The organism is Gracilibacillus sp. YIM 98692 (genome assembly GCF_010993965.1).
Lineage (GTDB): Bacteria > Bacillota > Bacilli > Bacillales > Amphibacillaceae > Gracilibacillus.
Window position 1 is genome coordinate 89,222 of the sequence record NZ_WIXM01000010.1, and the last position, 20,576, is coordinate 109,797.

18 protein-coding genes and 1 pseudogene are annotated in these 20,576 nt (G+C 36.1%); 15 read left to right on the plus strand and 4 right to left on the minus strand.

Annotated features, from left to right (window positions below; genetic code table 11):
- Positions 1–185 precede the first annotated feature (185 nt).
- Both GHD00_RS11055 and GHD00_RS21105 read right to left on the minus strand, forming a co-directional pair.
- Positions 186–554, minus strand: coding sequence for a DUF4183 domain-containing protein (locus GHD00_RS11055; RefSeq protein ID WP_163538218.1), 369 nt, complete (start codon positions 552–554; stop codon positions 186–188).
- Between the two features lie 151 nt (positions 555–705).
- Entirely contained in the window at positions 706–2,061 is a 1,356-nt protein-coding gene (locus tag GHD00_RS21105; RefSeq protein WP_163538219.1) for a DUF4183 domain-containing protein, read from the minus strand.
- A gap of 416 nt (positions 2,062–2,477) precedes the next feature.
- Here GHD00_RS21105 and GHD00_RS11065 point away from each other — a divergent pair, with 416 nt between their 5' ends.
- The 5 genes from GHD00_RS11065 to GHD00_RS11085 are packed head-to-tail and all read left to right on the plus strand — an operon-like array spanning position 2,478 to position 8,018.
- On the plus strand, positions 2,478–2,780 hold the full coding sequence (locus GHD00_RS11065) for a hypothetical protein (RefSeq protein WP_163538220.1): 303 nt from the start codon (positions 2,478–2,480) through the stop codon (positions 2,778–2,780).
- A gap of 6 nt (positions 2,781–2,786) precedes the next feature.
- Positions 2,787–3,104 (plus strand): hypothetical protein, encoded by a 318-nt coding sequence (locus GHD00_RS11070; RefSeq protein ID WP_163538221.1) that lies wholly within the window; start codon positions 2,787–2,789, stop codon positions 3,102–3,104.
- Complete coding sequence (locus GHD00_RS11075; protein ID WP_163538222.1) at positions 3,101–5,023, plus strand: motility associated factor glycosyltransferase family protein; 1,923 nt, start codon at positions 3,101–3,103, stop codon at positions 5,021–5,023. The genes GHD00_RS11070 and GHD00_RS11075 overlap by 4 nt, the downstream gene beginning before the upstream one ends.
- Before the next feature lie 17 nt (positions 5,024–5,040).
- Positions 5,041–5,418, plus strand: a complete 378-nt coding sequence (locus GHD00_RS11080; RefSeq protein WP_163538223.1) for a TPR domain-containing protein — start codon at positions 5,041–5,043, stop codon at positions 5,416–5,418.
- Complete coding sequence (locus tag GHD00_RS11085) at positions 5,415–8,018, plus strand: glycosyltransferase (protein WP_163538224.1); 2,604 nt, start codon at positions 5,415–5,417, stop codon at positions 8,016–8,018. Before GHD00_RS11080 ends, GHD00_RS11085 begins: the two co-directional genes overlap by 4 nt.
- A gap of 87 nt (positions 8,019–8,105) precedes the next feature.
- Here the strand turns inward: GHD00_RS11085 and GHD00_RS11090 are convergent, their stop codons facing one another.
- Complete coding sequence (locus GHD00_RS11090) at positions 8,106–9,128, minus strand: DUF3231 family protein (protein WP_163538225.1); 1,023 nt, start codon at positions 9,126–9,128, stop codon at positions 8,106–8,108.
- Positions 9,129–9,358: 230 nt separating this feature from the next.
- Here GHD00_RS11090 and GHD00_RS21110 point away from each other — a divergent pair.
- A pseudogene (locus GHD00_RS21110) lies at positions 9,359–9,560 on the plus strand (UDP-glucose 6-dehydrogenase); the annotation flags it as partial.
- A 234-nt stretch (positions 9,561–9,794) separates the two neighbouring features.
- Here GHD00_RS21110 and GHD00_RS11095 read toward each other — a convergent pair.
- Positions 9,795–10,418, minus strand: coding sequence for a phospholipase D-like domain-containing protein (locus GHD00_RS11095; RefSeq protein WP_163538226.1), 624 nt, complete (start codon positions 10,416–10,418; stop codon positions 9,795–9,797).
- 38 nt (positions 10,419–10,456) lie between these two features.
- Between GHD00_RS11095 and GHD00_RS11100 the strand changes: the two genes are divergently transcribed.
- The 9 genes from GHD00_RS11100 to GHD00_RS11140 all read left to right on the plus strand — a co-directional run bounded on the left by GHD00_RS11100 (position 10,457) and on the right by GHD00_RS11140 (position 20,252).
- The gene (locus GHD00_RS11100; RefSeq protein ID WP_163538227.1) at positions 10,457–10,699 is read left to right on the plus strand and encodes a hypothetical protein; all 243 of its coding nucleotides are present in this window, start codon (positions 10,457–10,459) and stop codon (positions 10,697–10,699) included.
- Between the two features lie 137 nt (positions 10,700–10,836).
- Positions 10,837–12,576 carry a sigma-54-dependent transcriptional regulator gene (locus tag GHD00_RS11105; RefSeq protein ID WP_163538228.1) on the plus strand — a complete coding sequence of 580 codons (1,740 nt, stop codon included), beginning with the start codon at positions 10,837–10,839 and terminating at the stop codon, positions 12,574–12,576.
- Positions 12,577–13,018: 442 nt separating this feature from the next.
- Complete coding sequence (locus GHD00_RS11110) at positions 13,019–14,005, plus strand: 2-keto-3-deoxygluconate permease (protein WP_163538229.1); 987 nt, start codon at positions 13,019–13,021, stop codon at positions 14,003–14,005.
- Between the two features lie 27 nt (positions 14,006–14,032).
- A complete protein-coding gene (locus tag GHD00_RS11115; RefSeq protein ID WP_163538230.1) occupies positions 14,033–15,328 on the plus strand; it encodes a four-carbon acid sugar kinase family protein in 1,296 nt (431 codons plus the stop codon).
- Positions 15,321–16,319, plus strand: a complete 999-nt coding sequence (pdxA, locus tag GHD00_RS11120) for a 4-hydroxythreonine-4-phosphate dehydrogenase PdxA (RefSeq protein WP_163538231.1) — start codon at positions 15,321–15,323, stop codon at positions 16,317–16,319. Before GHD00_RS11115 ends, pdxA begins: the two co-directional genes overlap by 8 nt.
- A 777-nt stretch (positions 16,320–17,096) precedes the next feature.
- Positions 17,097–17,507, plus strand: coding sequence for a hypothetical protein (locus GHD00_RS11125; protein WP_163538232.1), 411 nt, complete (start codon positions 17,097–17,099; stop codon positions 17,505–17,507).
- 44 nt (positions 17,508–17,551) lie between these two features.
- Positions 17,552–18,145 carry a glycerol-3-phosphate responsive antiterminator gene (locus tag GHD00_RS11130; RefSeq protein WP_163538233.1) on the plus strand — a complete coding sequence of 198 codons (594 nt, stop codon included), beginning with the start codon at positions 17,552–17,554 and terminating at the stop codon, positions 18,143–18,145.
- Positions 18,146–18,353: 208 nt separating this feature from the next.
- Complete coding sequence (locus GHD00_RS11135; RefSeq protein ID WP_163538234.1) at positions 18,354–19,217, plus strand: HAD-IIA family hydrolase; 864 nt, start codon at positions 18,354–18,356, stop codon at positions 19,215–19,217.
- A 99-nt stretch (positions 19,218–19,316) separates the two neighbouring features.
- Positions 19,317–20,252: a metallophosphoesterase gene (locus tag GHD00_RS11140; protein ID WP_163538235.1), complete on the plus strand. Its 936-nt coding sequence runs from the start codon at positions 19,317–19,319 to the stop codon at positions 20,250–20,252.
- Positions 20,253–20,576 lie beyond the last annotated feature (324 nt).

Here is a 20,576-nt window from a genome sequence, read left to right on the forward strand (position 1 = left end):
CCATTTATAGATTTGCTGTATGTGGAAGGTCTTTTTACATGTAAAAAATATACTGCTATTTCATACATAAAATGCCTCACTGCTAAAAGATGAAACCTAATATAACTAATACTTTTTTTTTGGCATTACATTATAAAAAGGATGTGTAGGCTTGGGCACATCCTTTTCATATTAATTCAACACTATTATGAAGTTACACTAGTTGAAGAAGTCGGTGCGAAGTTATTAACTGCTAAAGTAATTGGTGCACTAACAGGAACAGTAGATGCTTGAGTAATTGCTACTTGGGATCCACCTGAACTCACAGTAAATAAGCTTGACTGCTGTAAAACTCCATTGACAAATAATAAATAGTAACCATTGTCTGTTGAAGCGGTTGTCAGGTTACCAGTCATTGTATTCCCTGCATCGTCTGTAAATTCTGTCGCAGGTATAGTTACAGTGTCACCTGCTCTCTCATCTTCACTTAAATTATAAAAGTATTTCTCTATTTGTGGATTGGTATCTGTGGTTGTATTAGCAGACATGACGAGTTTAAAAAGTTCTGTAGCCATAAATTACCCTCCCTTCCCTTCTACATTGTATGAGGATAGGACTGCATTTGATTGAGGCAATTGTGTAACCATACATTTGAAATAATCTTTAAATTTAGTGCTTAAACTTTTATTAATTTCGAGAAATCTAATACTGAAGAGACGAACAGGTTTAGGTTTTATTAAAAACTGTAATAAATTGCAGAACAATGGGTGCTCCTTTTAATGGAGTATCCGTTGTATTTAAATAAAGTAACCCTTGTTCCACGAGATAATTGATATTTGGTTGTAGCACCCCGTTGATAAAAAGGTTTTGATAAGATGTATTTTTTGGATTGGGTATTCCTTTATTTCCGTACATGGTTAATTCATCACTATTCGTGTAAACTTTTTTACTATTTCCAATCGTGTTAAATTGATAAATTTCCGTATCAAAGGCTTTATCATTTGTATCTTTAATTGTTAATGATTCGAGAATTATTGGTGCTCCTTCTTGAGGTATATTTGAGGTTGTAAGGGTTAAAATTCCTTCTTCGACTGTATAGTTTGTTTGTGGTTGTAACACACCATTAATAAATAAATTAAAATAAGAAACAACTTCTGGGTCTGGGATACCTTTATCACCGTATGCTATTATTTCATCAGCATCTGTATATTGATTTTTCACACCATCGGAAATCGTATTATACTGATTATTTTCTACCTCAATAATATGGTCATCAGGAGTTTTTAATGTAATGAACTGAATAATAATCGGAGATCCTTCTAAAGGGGCGTCTGAGGTTGTAAGGGTTAACATCCCCTCTTCAACTGTATAGTTTGTTTTGGGCTGCAGTACACCATTAATGTACAGGATTAAATAAGAAACGTCTTCTGGATTTAGGATGCCCCGATCCCCGTACATCGTCAATTCATCTTCATTCGTATATGTCTTTCTTATCCCATCAGACACTGTATTATATTGATAAATTTCTGCTTCAATCGGTATTATGTCATAAGTTACAGCAATTTCGGTATGGAAACATACAAAATCGTAGACTTGGTTTACATTTATGCACACAGGATGTTTCTCTTCTGTATTCCCATAAAGTTCTTTTGCAAAAATAGAGATGGTTGTTTTTGCTTCGGCACTAACAATTGTATCCATATCAATAAAAATATTTAGTTTTTCCATAACACTTCTTCCTTTTTGGAAGGTAGGGATAACCCTACAATAAAAATTCTGTACCTTAAAAGCTAAATCAGTCCCGCTTGGAGCAAAAAGGTAGAGTTGTTTAATAGTTTTAAAAGGGACAGGGGTAGATGGTTGATTTTCACTACTAGAAAAAGCAATGTAGCCCTGTAACGAGAAAGTTACTTCTTCCAAATTAACCGTTTGTCCAGATGGAAGCTTGACTGGTTTTTTAGGACGATTCGTAGGAGATGTGAGTTCAGTAAATACAATCGCATCCGGGTCATCCAAGCTTATGATATTACCATCTTTATCAGATAAATAACAATTTATATTATCATCATCCCTTTCGTACATAACGATCACTCCAAATGCCAAATATGTAGTAGTGTATTAGAGATTGCGATATTAGTAATAAAAATGGGGTTCTGACTACACATAACCTTAAATTTTGTGTTTCCCATTTACACGAACTTATAGTTAATCCATATATTCTATGTATTAGGGGAAGGATATGTTAAGGAAATTCAATCTTAAGAAGGGCTCAAGCAAGGTAAAAGGGAATAAACTACTGTAGAGAACAAATGGAGAGAGTTATAGAAAAGAGCACTGATAGCAGGGGGCTTTAGTCACGAAAAATGTGCCGGAAAATATAATAGAACAGTATACTTGCAACATAATGGAGAATCCCATTAGCTTTATGCTCCTGATTATGTAAACATTGTCAAATGTAGTCGGTAGAGGCTGCAGTACTTGTTAAAAGGAGTGTGAAAATGAGAATAAATGAAAACTTTCAAGCTGATCACGAAGCTTATTCGAATGAACTGAAAGAGAGAGTGACAAACGTATTTCAATACACCTCTCAAATGATTAAATTAAAAAAATTATTATCTCAAATGAAAAAGGAATCCGAGAATATACGAACGCTTTTTATTACAGAAGAAGAGTTAATGGAAAAAAGGCATGCATTAAACCTATTTGATTCTAGAATGCAAGCAACGGTTTATTACACGTTGAAAAATATAGAAAATTACCAAATGCAAGATTGGAAAAAATTATTTGATGAAGGAGAATAAATAGTAATGAAAGAGTCCATTGCTTTTCAACAAAGAGTGGAACGATTGGATAGAGCTCTACTTTCTTCGATTGAGCAGTTTAGAAGTGGAAATGATCATCTTGGTCTGGATCATTTTCTTCACAGTATAGACGACATTGAAATGTTAACCGAATTTCACCAATATAGTGGAGAGCCACAAGAACACCTAGATAAACTAGTGAAAGTTTTAGACAAGATATATGAAACTTTGAAAAATAAGGATGTCATTGGATTGACAGACCTATTAGAATTTAAACTTTCCCCCCTCATTAATGAATGGTATGAAAAGAGGGATGATTTATGATTATTGCAAACGAGCATGAAACAAAAGAGATGTTTCAGAAAAATGTACAGCTGCTATCGCCATGGTTAAGGGAATCAGTACTTCAAATCGATGAAAAAGAACTTTGGGAAAAGGTTCAGGTTACCTATAATGATGAAGGCATGCCTCTATGCAAATATCATGATAAAAATACGAGTTTTCAAATTACGAGTGAACGACCAGTTCAAGAAGCTAAGCAGTGGTGTGATACCCTTTCTCTACAAGGTAAAGGGGCCATTTTTATGTATGGCTCTGGTTTTGCTTATTCTTTATTTGAAATTTTTAAACAAAAACAGCCCCATACATTAGTTGTACTTTTTGAAGAGGATATTTCCCTTTTTACAGCAATGCTCTACTACTTTGATCTAGAACCCATTATCCATACACAAAAAATCGCTTTTCTTATTGGTGATGTTGAACATTTTACTGAAGCTTTTGAACAGCTGTTTTTTAGTATTATTTTCGCTAATTGTACTTCCCCGGTTCTTGCATTTACCCCAATCGCATTAAGAAATTTTAAACCTCAATACTTAGAAATTCATCAATATATTTTTTCTAAATTAGGATTATTTGTTTTTTATATCGGAAATGATCATTTGGACACATTAATCGGTTTTAACAATTTGATCGGTAATATGAAAGAAATTGTGCAGAGTCCATATTTAAGCTGTCTAAAAGATCAATATAGGGATATACCAGCATTCATTGTTGCGAATGGTCCTTCATTAGATAAAAACATTCATCAATTAAAGAAAATTCAAGGCAAGGGATTAATTATTAGTACAGAATCAGCGATTGTTCCGTTGTTGAGAAACCATATAAAACCCGATATATTAACGATTATTGAACGAACGAAAAACACGTATACGTATCACTTTGAAAATATAGAATATCCTGAAGATATTGCTTTATTAAGCTTGGCTCTTGTTGATAATCAAGTTTACCCTGCCTTTCCTGGAGAAAAAATCCCTATCTTCCGAAAAAATGAGGCTATCAACAATTGGGTGAATAAATATGTTGGTGATGGTATAGGAATTGATGCAGGTGCAAATGTGTCTCACCTTGCTTTGGAACTTGCAGTATATCTTGGAGCTAATCCGATTGTTTTTGTTGGTCAAGATTATGCCTTTGGTCCTGAAGGCCTTACCCATAGTAAAGACGCCGTTTATTCAGAAGAAAAAGGGAAAAAAGCGAGAGAGGTATTAAAGTCAAAGCCTGTGGTTTATGTGGAAGGTAATGATGGAACAATGATTCCTTCGACCCAATTATGGACTGATTTTAAGCAAGGATTAGAAAGGAAAATTTTCACTCATTCTTATAAAAACATAATCAACGCAACAGAAGGTGGAGCAAAGATTAATGGAACCGAGTGTATGCGATTGTCGCGTGTTATGGAGGAGTATTGTACAGAACCGATACCGAATCGTGTCCATCAACTAATTGCTGACAAAAAGAAAGAACTTGATATTACCGGAAGAATACAGGGGTTACAAGCATTCATAAAAAATATAGAAGAATATTTACAATTATTTTATACCCTTCGTAAAGAGGCGATTAAAGGAAAACAAATTTGTCAGGAAATGATACAAATATCTGAATTCAAAGATCATGAAAAATATTACAAATTACTAGAAGAGGCATATAAGGACAATATGCAAAGGTATCAACTTTTTATATCAGATGAGTTGTACCGTAGTTTTACGCAGCAGATTGTCTTTGTCTATTTTTACCTATTGAATCATCAGGGATTAATTGATACCCCTAAGAAAATTAAGGAAACGTTCCAGTTACAGCATGATTTTTTCCATCACTTAAATGTTGTTTGTCAAAGTGTATCTATTCATTTAGAAAATGCTATGGAATCATTAGAAGATATTCAGCTTGAGTTGAGAAAAGGTTGACTAGGGAGGAACGTTATATGTATCATATTGAAGTTTTGCAAAGGAAACTAGATCAATTAATGAAGGAACCGGATAATCCTGATCTTTATAATGATATTGGGGTACTACTCTATCAGCTAAAAGATTGGCACAATGCAGAGATGTACCTGCAAAAAGCCTACCAGCTTGATTCAAGCAATAAGGATGTATTATATAATTATGCTCAGCTTTTAAATGAGCAATATCAATGGGAGAAAAGTATTTCTATTTACACGGCTTATTTAGACATGGAACCAAATGATATAGAAGTTATACAAAAAGTAGGTAACACTTGTTATTTAATAGGAGATTATCAAAAAGCACAAAAGTTTTATGAACAGTTAAAAGTGAATGGAGAGGAGAATCTAGATCGATGACTGAGAAAAAGCAGTTAAGCCTATGTATGGTTACGAAAAATGATGAAAAGCACTTGCCAGCATGCCTGGAAAATATGGATGAGGTCGCTGATGAAGTCATCATGATAGATCTAGGTTCAACAGATCAAACAGTGGATATTGCGGAGAAAGCAGGAGCCAAAGTTTATCAAAGGAAATGGAACGAAGACAATAGTGAAGTTAAAAATGCTTGTTTAGATTTGGCACAAGGCAGATGGGTCTTATTTCTTCAAGCAAATGAGACCATTGCGGAGGAGCAACTGAAAAAATTGCCTCTTCTCTTAAAGAATCCAAATGCTGAGGGATATTTACTATATATTGATCAATATTCAAAAAAGAACAAAATTTTGTCTCCTGTACATTCTCTGCGATTGTTTCGGAATCGTAAAGAATATCGGTATCAATATAGAATATTTGAGCGAATACCAGAAGAGCATTTAAATAATATAAAAGATGCAGGAATTAGAATTATTCAACACACTGATCAATCTTTATTAAATAATAATAAAAAGAATAAGTTGTTAAAGGATGAAATGGCAAAATATCCAGGTGATAGTTATCTTCATTATATGTATGGAATGGAGCTTTTAAATGAAAGGAGGTATGAGGAAAGTGTACATTTTCTGGAAAGTGCACGCAAAAACGTGAAAAACAACTATTTATTTGCTCCTCATTTATATAAATGTTTAAGCTGGAACCTTTTTTCATTAAAACGATATAAGGAAGCTTTCACTATTTTGGAAAGAGGCTTGAAATTGTTTCCTGCTTACACTGATTTTCTCGTCTTACGAGGGGATTTATATAAGCAAGATAAACAGTACGAAAATGCTATTCGAGATCTTGAACAATGCTTAGAGATAAAAAGGAATCCAAGTGTTTCCATACCTAAACCAGAAATTCATATTTCGGTAGTTCTAGAAACGTTAGCAGAGATCCATGAACTTATTGATAATGAACAAATAGCGCTTACCTATTACCAACAAGCATACGAGTTAAACCATACGAATCAAAAACTATTATATAAGATAGGGGAACTAGCAAAATTGGCCGACAAGAATGAAATAGTAGAAAATATAATGAAGTCGGCAGTAGAGGAAAATAATCTTGAAAAGATAATGATACTAATGGATATCTATTTACAGCATCATAAGTATACGCAAGTGATATTCTATTTGGATGAGATAGGGTCATTCCTTGGCAATAAGGAACAAGTAGCAAGTATTAAGTTCTTCTGTTATATGATGATGGGGAAAGTAAAAGAAGCTGAAGTCCATTTTTCCATGATAAATAAGAAAAGTCCCATATATGAGCATGTTCTTTTACAACGACTGGAAAGCTGTTGGTTTTATGACGATTGGGAAAAAGCAGAACAACTACTGCAAGAGGTTAATCAAAGAGAAAGTATTAATCAACACATTAAAAATTTGTATCATTTACTCCACAATTTGTTCACAGGAAAGGTTAGTGGTGATTCAAGGAAGCTTCAAAAACAAGAATACGAAATGGTCAGCATATTGATAGAGAACCTGTTATGGAAAGAGCAGGAGGAAAAAGCAAAACTTGTGCTTCCTTTATTATTACAGGGACAACTAGGAAAAGAACCGTATATGAAATTGGCTCAGCTATGGGCAGAAAAGAATGATTTCGATACGATTCAAATCCTATTTAAGTGTGTGAAGCACGAGCATCAGCTGGAATTCAAACAAAAAATTATTCAGCACTTGTTACGAAATAATTTTATTTCAACCGCAAATAGGGTAAATAAACTAGGTGATTCAAAATCACTCGGTGCTTTAGATTATGTGCTCTGGTCGAGATGCTTTATGTACAGGTTGGAGAAGTGTATAGAAAAAGTACAGGAACCGGAATCAGTAACAGAAGTTCATAATACCTTATCATGGAAAGAAAAAGAAAAAGAGAAACCAAATAAAGCATTACTAGCATTTTATCAGAACTTAAGTATGAAAAGTAGAAATTCAAATGAAGGTATAATAGAATGTGATGTTACTGATAAAACATGTGCGGAAATCCACTCTGATATTGGTGAAGTATTTGAAAAAAGAAGAGAACACAAAGCAGCATTTACTGCCTACTTGCGCTCCTTACAGTGGGATCCTCAAAATCAACATACACAAAATAAAATAAGCAATATATTTGGCAACAATCAAATGGATTTTAGTGCTTTTTTAGAGGAGAAATCATGGCCATTAGAAGGCGCTGTGTTTCGTGAAAAAGAAGAATATATTCATTATGTTTTCGGTCTTATATATTTTAATAAGCAACAGTATGAAAAAGCACATGCTTTTTTTATGGAAATCCAAGATAGCGAAATGTTATCCTCGATCGCTCAGCCTTACATTTTCGGCTGCTTATGGTTTTCGGGAAACGAAGAAGAAGTAAAGAAGCAAATCAGTGAGCTAAACAGAGATTCTCACGTTGTTCCTGCTTTTTTAAGTATCTGTAAAGATTACATTTTAGATAAATTAGCAGAGGGATCTCAAAAACATAAAAATAGCGAACTAATAAAAGAGGAGCAAGAAAAGGTAAGAAAGATGGTATCGGCAAGAACATTTTTTATATGATCTTATACAGGAAGACTTTACGGAAATGCTCCGTACCAGCAAAAAGTTTGTAAAATAATAGCACATATCCTTTTAACTCCATCGTTGTTAGTTTCTTTTTGAATTTGCCAGTTGCTCACGATTTGGTGCTTGAGGAGGTTTTTCTAACCATTTGTTTTTTATCATAATATTTGCCCCATCCTCAGCATAACCTGCGATTTCTGCAGATAGACGAACAAAATGTGCTGCTACATCTCTTCGAGCACTTGTCCCCGCTGCGGCTCCATAAAAGCCCATGCCTGCAGCAATTAAAGCTGTCGTGTGGAACATCATTAACTTATCTGAAAAGGGAGAAGCAGTTGTATTTGTAACCCCTGTATCAGACATCATGGATACTGGAAGATCATTTTCGCGCAGGACTGATTCAAAAATTTCAACGTGTTTAGAAGCAATTTGTTTTCCTCTTAACATATAATCTCGAACATTTTGCATTCTCGCTGTTTGGCTAAAGCCTGTAAGAAGCCAGTGACCTAATTCATTTCTTTTTAAATTAAAAAACAAGTTCATAATTTCAATTGTAGTTAAAGGTCTTCTCTTACTGAACCAGCCTGCCAAAAAACTTTGTTCTTGAACAAATTCAACTCTTTCAGGAGAAGGAATAATAGGTGGTCTACTGTGGATACCTTTTGTTAATAGAACATCTGCAGAACGATTATAAAGTTCCATAGTAAAATTAGAACATTCTGTATAAAATGCTCTTACATCACTTCTAGATGAGTTAGCTAATGCAACGCTGTAAATATTCGCTTGAAATTTGCCTATGTTTGCAAGGTAATTCAGAATAAAAGGATCTGTAAACATACGAGGTGCTGTTAAGTCTACATCATTTTCTGTGAATCCTGTTGGAATAGGGATTTTTTCTTCCTTAAACATTTCGTCTATCTTTTTCAAATGATCAGTGCTTTGTTCGATGGCATACGTTAACAATGGACGAATTTCAGGATCTTCAAGATGTTGTTCAAAATGTTGGAATACACGTACAAACATGCTATCGTTCATATAGGTTGTCCAAAGGTTTGCTATTTCAGCAGAATCTAATGGAATATTGTCCTTTTTAAATTCAAATGTCATCGTGATCGCTCCTTTTTAAGTACGCCATTATCATCTATGTATAGTTAGTCAGTAAATATAATAACCGGAATATGTTGTATTATTCAGCATGCCTGCCAATTTCGTATTTTGTCTAATAAGTGGGGTGCTTATTTTTTTGATGAGAACATTGATTACTCTTCACCAAAAGGATTGGTTAATTGCAAGGGTGTGTCTCGGAAATAGCGGAAGGAGGACCCGGCAAATCAACAAATTGTGTCACCGTGGAGAGTGTAATAAAAAAGCTCTAGAGTTTAATTTCAGCGCTGTCAAGGTCATTAAATCTACAGTTCCAGTAGGTTTTATATCAGAATTACGAGAAAAATATCATACGAACAATATTATATTTTCAACGGAATTTTTAAAACTGACGGACATGCCTTATATGATAACTTGTATCCATCTCGAATTGTATGGGTGCTTTTTGTCTGATTTAGTGTATGATGGTCGAAATATTTACTAAGTAGAAGATAGGGAGTAAAGGAGTCAAAAGTCCATGAGCTATACGATTGATACAAATAAAGTGTATTTGGTCACTGGAACTACAGGTTTTATCGGATATTATGTATCTTTAAAACTATTAAAAGCTGGCTGCGGATTTATTGTATGAAGCGGTTGGGTTTAAAAGAAGTATTTCAATCTAGCAAATCATGAAACGTTTAATTCAGAATCAGCAAAATGCTTATATTTATTCGTATTATTCCACATAGCATTAAAGTGGTGCGTCCATTCTAATGCTAACTCATCATTTTCCATAACAACTAAAATCTTATCGTGTTTATCTCTAGCTGCTTTAGTCCAATTGTAAGAACCAACTGTTACAATAGCGCTGTCTACTATGGCCATTTTTAAATGCATACTTCCCCGGTGCGAATTGACTTTCACTGGTACACCGGCATGTTTTAGTTGTTGTAATATCTTGTCTTGGCCACGTGCTTTCGATGATTGGTAACGGTCGGTAATTAATCTGACTTTTACACCTCGATTTGTAGCCTGAAGAATACTTTGTAATATCCCTTGGTCAGTAAACGTATAAACAGCAATATCGAGTTTTTCTTGAGCTTGCTCTATAATATTTTTAAGAATCAGATCTGGTTTTTTATCTGTTTTAGTGAAAGCATAATTTAATGTAAAAGGTGTCTGGTTATAATCTGATTCTATATTATTTTCCTTTAATGACTTTCCATCATCTTTTTTCTGACCCTTATACAATATGTAACCCGCAATCGATGCTCCTACAGTACACGCCCCAATAATAGTAAGTGCATCCATCAACCCACCTCCCATAATATGAATATGTAGATAGGAGTTTGTCTTATTCAACTAATGTAAATAGAGAAAGAATTTACTTATCCAATTTTTTGATGGAATTAGGAGCGATTGACGCGGGAGAAGTTGCGGCGGTTGTTGGTGAGGGTGGGGTATGTGTAAGTGCCCTTCTTTCCAATGATTGGACATCATGGATGCTAGTTCTGGGTGAGAGAGAATGGGTTAAAGTGGACTGTTGTTCCACAATTGGGCCAGATTGTTTTAAATATCCATCGAAAATATGATAAAAAGTATCGTACTTAGTTCAAATAGTAAGGTGAAAAAGAACCAAGCTAACATCACATTTCACTCCAAGGATGACATCTTCATGGATCTGTGACATAATTGATGTGTTGAAATTTGCAACAAGTGAGGGATTGGAATGATTAAGGCATTGTTGATTGCACCGTACTCAGGTTTAGTTGAATTAGCGAAAAAAGTGGCACTTCCGGATGATGTTCAGTTAGATGTTGTCATCGGAAATTTGGAAGAAGGGGTGAAAATAGCACAACAAGCCGAAAATCAAGGCTATCAGTTAGTGATTAGTCGTGGTGGAACGGCGACAATGATTCAAGATGCTATTTCCATACCCGTTGTTCATATAGATATTACTGGTTACGATATGCTTCGGGTGTTTACCTTATTACGTGGACTTGAAAGTGGTGTTGCATTAGTTGGTTATTCTAATATCTCAGAAGGTGCCAATACCATTTGCAACATTTTAGAATTTGACGTAAAAATGATAACGATAAAAGATAGAAAAGAAGTTAGAGGGCATTTACAACAATTGAAGCAAGACAACTATTCCGTTGTGATTGGTGATGTTATTACTGTTCAAGTTGCCGAAGAAATCGGATTACGAGGTGTATTGATAACATCTGGAAGGGAAGCCCTCATGGATGCAATTGAGGAAGGGAAGCGTGTTTATCATTTTTTTCGTAAAGTAAATCGCCGTTTTAATTACCTTCGTCATGGTTTTACCAATACTCCTTTGCCAATTGTACTATTAGATCAACAGCAAAATATTATCGAAAAAAATGTGAAATTTGATCAAGAAATCAAACACCAACAAATCGTAAATTCCCCTAGTATTGCCCAATTAATTCAGCGGGTATTAACAGGTGAAGGTACATATTGGACTGAATTAAGAGAGGATGATAATGGCTACGATATTCAAGCATTTGTTGTTAATGAACGTGAAGGAATTGTTGGATTAATCCTTCATTCCTCCTTAATTGATAGAGAAATGCAGTCATTTACTATCTATGACAGTATTGGCCATGTACCAATCCTTGGGGAAAGTCCCTTTGCTCATCGCTTAAAAGAAAATCTCGGACAGTATGTGGATACAGATGAACCTGTGTGTGTAGTAGGTGAACCTGGCGTAGGAAAGCTTACCCTTGGTAAAGAAATACATTTTCAGCGGTTTGGCCAAGATGCACCTCTGATTTTGATTGATGGTGAAAAACTAAAAGATACGGAACTTACAACAATGACGAGAAAAATAAATCGATTTGATAAAGGGACTCTTGTGATAAAAGATATAGACAAATTGACTGGTACGATATTAGCAACTATTGAACAAGTCATTTATTTTGCGACCAACTTGAAAGTGATTGCGTTGGCGAATCGGACATTGGACCATTTGGTTGCAGAGGGTAGTCTTTCAGAAGCACTTTATCAAAAGGTTGCGAAGTATCCGTTACACATTCCACCATTAAGGAAGAGGAAAGAAGACATCCAAGCATATGTCGATTTCTATATTACGGAGTTTCATACCCGGGAAGGAATTGAAACTTTGGGAATGAAACGAGAGGCGGTCGGACAAATGCAACAATATAATTGGAAAGGTAATCTAAGTCAATTAAAACAAGTTGTCCGTGAATTAACGATGATGTCAGACGGGAATTATATTGAACGATCTCAAGTCGAACAATTGTTGACTCAATATGAAGATGAAGATCAGTCTGCAGACCAAGGTATATCCTTACAAGGAACATTAAAGGAGATTGAACAAAAGGTAATAAAGGCCGTGTTAGAAGAAGAAAATCAAAATCAATCCAAAGCGGCTAGTCGATTAGGAATAAACCGCTCAACGTTGTGGCGAAAGCTGAAGTCGTAGTGGAACGAATATCCTACACAGTAGTGGAAGTGCACCCTCATTACATTAAAAATGCCATAAATAGAAATCAGATAGAAAAGGCTCGGTATTCTAAACCGGGTCTTTCTTACCATATAGGAAAGTATAAATTGTTAGCAAGGAAGCAATTTCGACGTAGTGGAACAATTTTAGGAATATAGATAAGTGCAACTACGTCTCTGACTTCGCCAAAGGCTCGTCAATCGACGAGTTTTCTTTATTATTTGCCCCTCCATATTAGGAGTTTTTCTTGTTTTTGTGTTGCAAAATAAAACTATTTAAGTAAATAATGATAAAAAAACTAGATTATTTTCTATTTGTGTGTTGCAATATTGATCTATTTTATATATAATCATAATTGTAAACGGTTTACAAAGAAATGTTGCAACACCGACAAAAACAATTTATTTGAGGGGGATTTACAATGCAAATTAAAGCAACGTTAGAGAAAATACCAGGAGGTATGATGGTTGTTCCATTATTACTTGCTGCAATATTAAACACATTAGTACCTGATTTATTAAGAATTGGTAACTTTACACAAGCACTATTTGTTGATGGAGCGGGTACATTAATCGCACTATTCTTACTATGTACTGGTGCTCAAATTAATTTAAAAAGTGTTGGGGTAAGTCTTGGGAAAGGTGCAACATTATTGGCGACTAAATGGTTAGTAGGTGCTGCTGTAGGTTTAATCGCTTACATGTTCGTTGATGACAATGGGCTATGGTTAGGTCTTGCACCAATTGCAATTATTGCAGCGATGACCAATAGTAACGGTGGGCTTTATGTAGCAATGGTAGGTCAATATGGAGACAAGACAGATAGGGCAGCATACTCGTTACTTGCATTAAATGATGGACCATTTTTTACAATGGTAGCGTTAGCTATTTTCGGCGCAATGGGATTTGTTGATGGTATGTTCTCATTTGTATCCTTTCTTTCCGTTCTACTTCCAATCATTGTTGGTATGGTATTAGGTAACTTAGACGGGGAAATGAGAGCGTTTTTAGACAAAGGAAGCTCCATGTTAATTCCATTCTTTGCATTCGCATTAGGTATGGGAATTGACTTTGGAAGCATTATTGAAGGTGGACTATCTGGTATAATTCTTGGATTATTAACTGTATTCGTTACTGGAACTGTTGGATACATTGTCTTTAAAGCAATGAAATGGAATCCGATTGTAGGTGCAGCAGAAGGTTCTACTGCTGGTAATGCGGTAGCAACACCTGCAGCAATCGCAGCTGCCAGTGCAAGTTTTGCGGCACATGCGGACCTTGCAACTGTACAAGTTGCGGCATCAACAGTAACAACAGCAGTCCTATTGCCAATATATATTGCCTTTTTAGTAAAACGATTAGAGAAAAAAGGTGTACGTCTACCGGAAGATTATGCAATTAAAGAATGAGCTTAAAATTGAAAATGAGGGATCAACATGAGTAAACTAATTGGAATCATTGCAGATGATTTAACTGGTGCGAATGATAGTGGTGTGCAATTAACCGAAAAAGGGATTAATACTTCTGTTTTGTTTGATATCCCTGAGCATACTCATGATTTAGATAGTGGATTAGTGATTGATACCAATTCCCGCTCTTTATCGAATCAAGTAGCAAAATCAGAAACTAAACAGGCTGCTTTATTTCTTAAAGAGGCTGGTTATCGTTATGTTTATAAAAAAATGGATTCGACGCTAAGAGGACATATTGGTACGGAACTACAAGCACTATCTGAAGTGTATTTGCCAGAGTTTATTATCATTGCTCCTGCCTTTCCAGCTTACGGCAGAACAACTAAGGACGGGGTTCATTATGTGAATGGCGTAAAACTATCAGATACCGAAGTTGCAAAAGATCCAAAACACCCAGTTAAAGAATCATATATACCAAGACTGATAGAAAATGAAATTGGTGAAGCGGTAGGTTTATTAACAAAAGTGGATATTAATGGATCTTCCTTACGTGAAAAATTACAAACTTTTAAAGAAAAAAATATTCAGTATGTTGTTTGTGATGCAGAATCACAAGAAGAATTACAACAGATGGCACAACAGATGGTAAGTATTTCTGAACAGATCATTTGGGCTGGATCAGCAGGTTTAGCTGAGGTTCTACCTGAAGTGTTAGGAATTGGTCAACAGGTGGAGGCGCGTTCATTCACTAAAACTGCAAATGTATTGACGGTCTGTGGAAGTTTATCACAAGTAACACAGAGCCAAGTGAAGTTTGCGGCTGAACAGGCTGATGTTTTTACTGTTGAATTGGATCCAGTTCAAATGTTTACGGATAAATGGAAAACGCTAAGAGAAGGATATATAGAAGAATGTGTTCAAAGGATGGAATCAGGGGATGACGTGGTGGTTTATGTTCCATCAAATGAACAAGTACGTGAGCAAGTAAAACAAGTCGGAAGTGAATGGAACTTGTCCGACAATCAAATCGGAGAACGAATATCACAAGCGATTGGTGAAATTGTTAATGGAGTTTCAGAAAAAAATGAAAATCTATCCGGTCTTGTTTTAACTGGCGGTGATACAGCGAAAGATGCTGCTCGTCAGCTAGGTGGAATAGGCTTTCGTTTGATTAAGCAATTGGAAGCAGGAATTCCACTCGGTACTTTAATCGGTACTGAAAAAGAATTTAAAGTTGTAACAAAAGCTGGTGCATTTGGTAGTCAACAGTCAATCTATCAAGCGATGCAAGTATTGAAGGGAGTTTCAAGTGATGAGTAAGAAGCCGATTATAGGAATTACAATGGGAGACGCTGCCGGAGTAGGACCAGAAGTAATTGTGAAAAGTCTCCAACATAAAGAGGTTTATGAACAAGCACATCCAATTGTGATTGGTGACGCTAAAATGCTAGAACGTGCGGCAGAATTTTTAAATGCTGAGATTACGGTAAATAAAATTGACCATCAAGCAGATTATACTGCAACTACTTTTGGGGAAATAGCATGCGTAGACTTGAATTTACTTCCAGCTGACCTTCCGTTTGGAGAAGTTTCAGCTGATGCAGGGGATGCAGCATTTCAATATTTGAAAACTGCCATTGAACTAGCGAATGATGAAAAAATTGATGCCATTTGTACAGCGCCACTAAATAAAGAAGCGTTGCACAAAGGTGGCCATATTTACCCTGGCCATACAGAAATTTTGGCGGAGTTAACGAATACAAAAGACTTCTCCATGATGCTATCTTCACCTAAGTTAAAAGTGATTCATGTAACTACACATATGGGTCTTATTGATGCAATCAACCGCATTGAACCTGAACGTGTATATAAAGTAATTCGTTTGGCGCATGATACCCTTTCTAAATCAGGAATTCAACAGCCGAAGATTGGTGTTTGCGGCATTAATCCACACGCAGGAGAAAATGGCTTGTTTGGTAATGGAGAAGAAGAAGAAAAAATTGATCCTGCTATTAAACGTGCGAAGGAAGAAGGCATTGATGTTGAAGGAGCCCTGCCAGCAGACACGCTATTCTTCCGTGCGCAACGTGGTGACTTTGACATTGTTGTTGCGATGTATCACGACCAAGGGCACGGCCCAATTAAAGTGCTGGGTCTAGAAGCTGGAGTGAATATTACTGTTGGCCTACCAATCATCCGTACGAGTGTTGACCATGGTACCGCATTTGACATAGCGGGAAAAGGAATCGTTGATGATGGAAGCATGATTGAAGCACTACGCCAAGCAATTGAGTTAGCACCAGAAAAATAAAGCAAAGACAAAACTGGTCTATGTAGATGACATAGACCAGTTTTTTAGCATATGCGTGCCCAGTAAGCCGATTGGACTCTTAAACGATGTGGCTCGGAGCCACTCCAACCCATTTTTTAAACATTCGATTAAAGTAGTATTGGTCACAGTATCCGAGGTATTCCGCTTATTTCTCTTATAGACATCTGCGTATTTTTAAGCAGATCCAAGTTCGCTTAACTAATATAGATAAAACTTTTTTAAGGGTAACTGGATCAAACGATAAGTGTCATTTTCATTGTATTTCTTATTGATTTGGTTTTTATTCAGCTGTTAAGTACCAAGTTTATGAGATCTAGTCTTGATTTTGGCACTTATAACCGTTATAAGTGTCATTTTTTGTCGTGTGGTTATTAATTTTGGTACTTAATGGTGTTTTAAGTACTATTTTGACAAATTACTTTATTATCTTGGTACTTAACCTTGTGATATGATCAACAGCTTGGTCAGTTAATTGAAAACACATTAACAGGGAATTTAAGTCCCTTTCTTTAACAAGAAGGATAAGTACCCTTCTTTCATGAAAGAAAGTTCTTAAAGTGAAGAAGTTTTATTTATATGTGATTGATTTCCACAATTGGCCAGATTGTTGAATAAATGAAGGAATTTTTTGAAAGCAAGTCGAAGTTTTATTGGAGATGCAACATTCAGTAAGGTGCAATGCAATTGTCTTTTGAGTCCTTGTCTGAAAGAAAACGTTAGACGAAATTGATAAAAGATCTTTGGGGAAGTGTTATGTTGGAAAAGATATTAAATATTATTAATGAAATTACAACATATTTGGGTAATCAAAAGTTATTAGAACAGGATTGGTGGCAAGGTGTAGCTGGTATCACCCAAATAATAGCAGCTGTTATAACTTTGATTGCTTTTTTCTTAGCGAGAAAAACTCTTTTACAAGGAGAAAAAGCACGGCAAGAATCTGTAGCACCTGCGTGGGATATTGTAAATGAAAATTTAATTACAAATATCCACTCAGACCCTAAAAAATACTATTATATTGACGGGAAACTCAATTTGCAAAATACGGGGTTTGGCCCTGCAAGAAACTTAAATTTAAGTTTCAAAAGTTACAATGGGATTAAACCTGAAAGAATGGATATCGTTGGAATAAAAAAAATAGTAGATCAATTGATAAACTACAATTAATAGACGGGACATATTTTATTTTATGGTGAAAGGGATGGAAAAAGATGGAATTATCGCATAAGATAGGCCAAAAACCAATGATTGCGGCTGTAAGACACCTGAGTGATGCAGAAAAGGCATTGGAAAGTGGTGTGGACAACCTATTTTTTATGGGTGGGAACGTGAAAGATTTGATCCATGTGGTTCGGGAAACTTCTGATGCGGGAAAAGGAGCTTTCATACATTTGGATCTTATTCGGGGGTTGTCTAGTACGGATAAAGAGTCGGTTGCATTTGTCGCAGAGTATATTGGAGCGGATGGTATTATTACCCCAAAGAGTCATTTAATTAAAGAGGCAAAAAAAGTAGGGCTGTATTCCATATTACATTTTTTTGTATTAGATTCTCTTGCACTTGAAAACAGTTTAAAATTGGCGAAGACGGTTAGGCCGGATGGTATTGAAATCATGCCGGGTATTATTGATAAGGTAGTTTCTAGGTTTGCCGAGGATTTAACGGACATTCCGGTCATCGCAAGCGGTCTGATTGAAACGAAGCAAGAGATTTCGACAATTTTGCAAGCTGGGGCTACCTCGCTCTCTGTCAGTGATTCTAATTTGTGGTCGCTTACTTTCAATGAAGTTGTTGAATCTGATTGAATTAATCAGACGTCTATTGTATAATATCAATTACGAACCGATAACCGATAAAATAATTAACATAAAAATCTACTTATTTTTTTGAGCGGGTGAATGAGAGAAAGCTCTGATTAATAAGGGGGTAGCATTGTGCGCCCTTTTATTGGTCAGGCTTTCTCTTTTTTTATTGTCTGAAATGAGTTTCAAAACAATAGGGTGGTGTAATTGTATGGGGAAATTAGGAAATCATGGTTGTATCAATGCTCTTAAGTCAGTGGAAGCTTTTTTCTTTGACTTGGATGGTTGTATTTATCATACGAACCAGCCTGCTCCTGGTGCGAAAGAAATGTTGACATTACTGCGACAAGAAGGGAAAAAGGTTGGTTTTATTACGAACAACTCTAGACAAACTGGTGAAGAAATTACAGAAAAACTGCGAAAAATGGATTTAATGGTGTCACCAGAGGAAATTGTAACAGCTACAGAAATGACAGGTGCGTATCTCAAGGAAAAATACGGATTGTTAACGGTAAAAGTTATCGGTTCAAAAGGATTAGAACAATCGTTAGAGAGATGGGGGCATAAGGTGGTTGGTCTGAAAAATCATGTTATGGTTGATGCGATTGTGATCGGCAGGGATACTGCATTTACTTTTGATAAAATACAGTTAATTGAGGAATTAGAAAGTAAAGGCGTAAGGATCGTCTCTACGAACCCTGACTTGTATCATCCGGGTTCCAGAGGAAACAGGGTACCAGAAACAGGTGCATTAGTTGCTGCAATTGAAGCAATTATCGGCAAAACGGTGGAGTATGTAGGAAAACCGAATCCGTATCTATTTCAATTTGCGATGGAGTTTTTCGGCACTAAGGCAGTGCACAGCGTAATGGTCGGTGACAATCTAAACACGGATATTACAGGAGCGGTTCAAGCTGGTATGAAAACCGCCTGGATTCGGGGCGCTGGCATGGATCAAGCATTAGATGTTCGTGATAAATTTATTGCAAAACCTGACGTGATTGTTGATCAGATGGAAGAACTGTTAGCTTATTATCGGGAGTATATCATGATGGCCACGAGTGAAGGAAAGTAAGGTGATGTTTTTGGTTAGACCTTAGTTCCTGAAAAACCAGATTAGAAAATTAGTGGGAAAAAATTAGTATATATTTTAGAAAAGGTGAGGGGATATAGTATGTCTATTCATGATAAGGAATTTTCGATTGTTATTATTCCGGATACACAAGTTTTACCGTGGAAACAGCCATCTATCTATCAAAACTTGACGAAATGGATTAAAGATCATGCAGAAGAACTGAATTTACAAATGGTTCTCCACGTTGGTGATGTTGTGGACACTGGAGAGCGGGATGAAGCTCAGTTCAAGGTGGCGGAAAAAGCGTTTGAGGAAATATATAATACAAATATTCCGATGCTTATGGCGGTAGGGAATCACGACTATGATAATTTGCTTGCTGAAGATCGAAGTTTGAAGATGTTTAACAAATATTTTGGGTTACATCGATATGAAAACTGTCCGTGGTTCGGAGGAACATTTGAGGAAGGACAGATTGAAAACAGTTATGCGACATTGGATATTGGAGGCAGAAGTTTTCTTTTTCTATCGCTTGAGTTTGGTCCGAGGGACGACGTGCTCCGCTGGGCAGACGAGATATTGACGAAATACAGTAATCATACCGCAATTATCATTTCCCATTGTTATATGTACATGTACGGCGAGAGAACGAAAGAGGGGGATCAGCATAATCCGAAAGATTATCCCGGGGCTACCGGTGCTAATGATGGAGAAGATATGTGGCAGAAGTCATTTAAAAAGCATAGCAATTTACTCGCTGTTTTCTCCGGCCATCACATTACGGAGAACGTCAGCTACAGAATGGATGTTGGCGACAATGGAAATCAAGTTTTTCAATCATTTCAAAACTGGCAATATGCGGAAAACGGTGGCGAAGGGCGTATCAGAATTTTAAAAATTCGCCCATCTGACAATGAAATGAATTTGTGTGTCTTTAACACTCATACAGGTGAATACGAGGGAAATGACGGCTATCGAGTTACCGTGCCGTTTAAAACCACCACTTCAAGACTTAGAATAATGAAAGAAGTATAAGTGAAAAAATGGAATAGATGGGTTACAGGACACCCGTAAAGGGAGCTCTGGTAGCCCCAATGAAAAGGATCTCTCTATAGAGGAGAAAGCGTACGCGATTAGATTATGATGGCCGTCATATTTATAACGTAGAGGTTATGGTAAAAGCAGGGCGTAGAATACCATTCGATCAGTAGAAAAGCTATTTCAAGGGAGAAGACGAGTTCATTTGGCAGCTCAGCAGGTGTGCGTTATTCGTTAGAGAATCCTGATGCTTATATTCAAAGTAATATTATTGGATAAATACTTTAATGATGAGCCGATGAAACCCGGGGGATGTGCCGG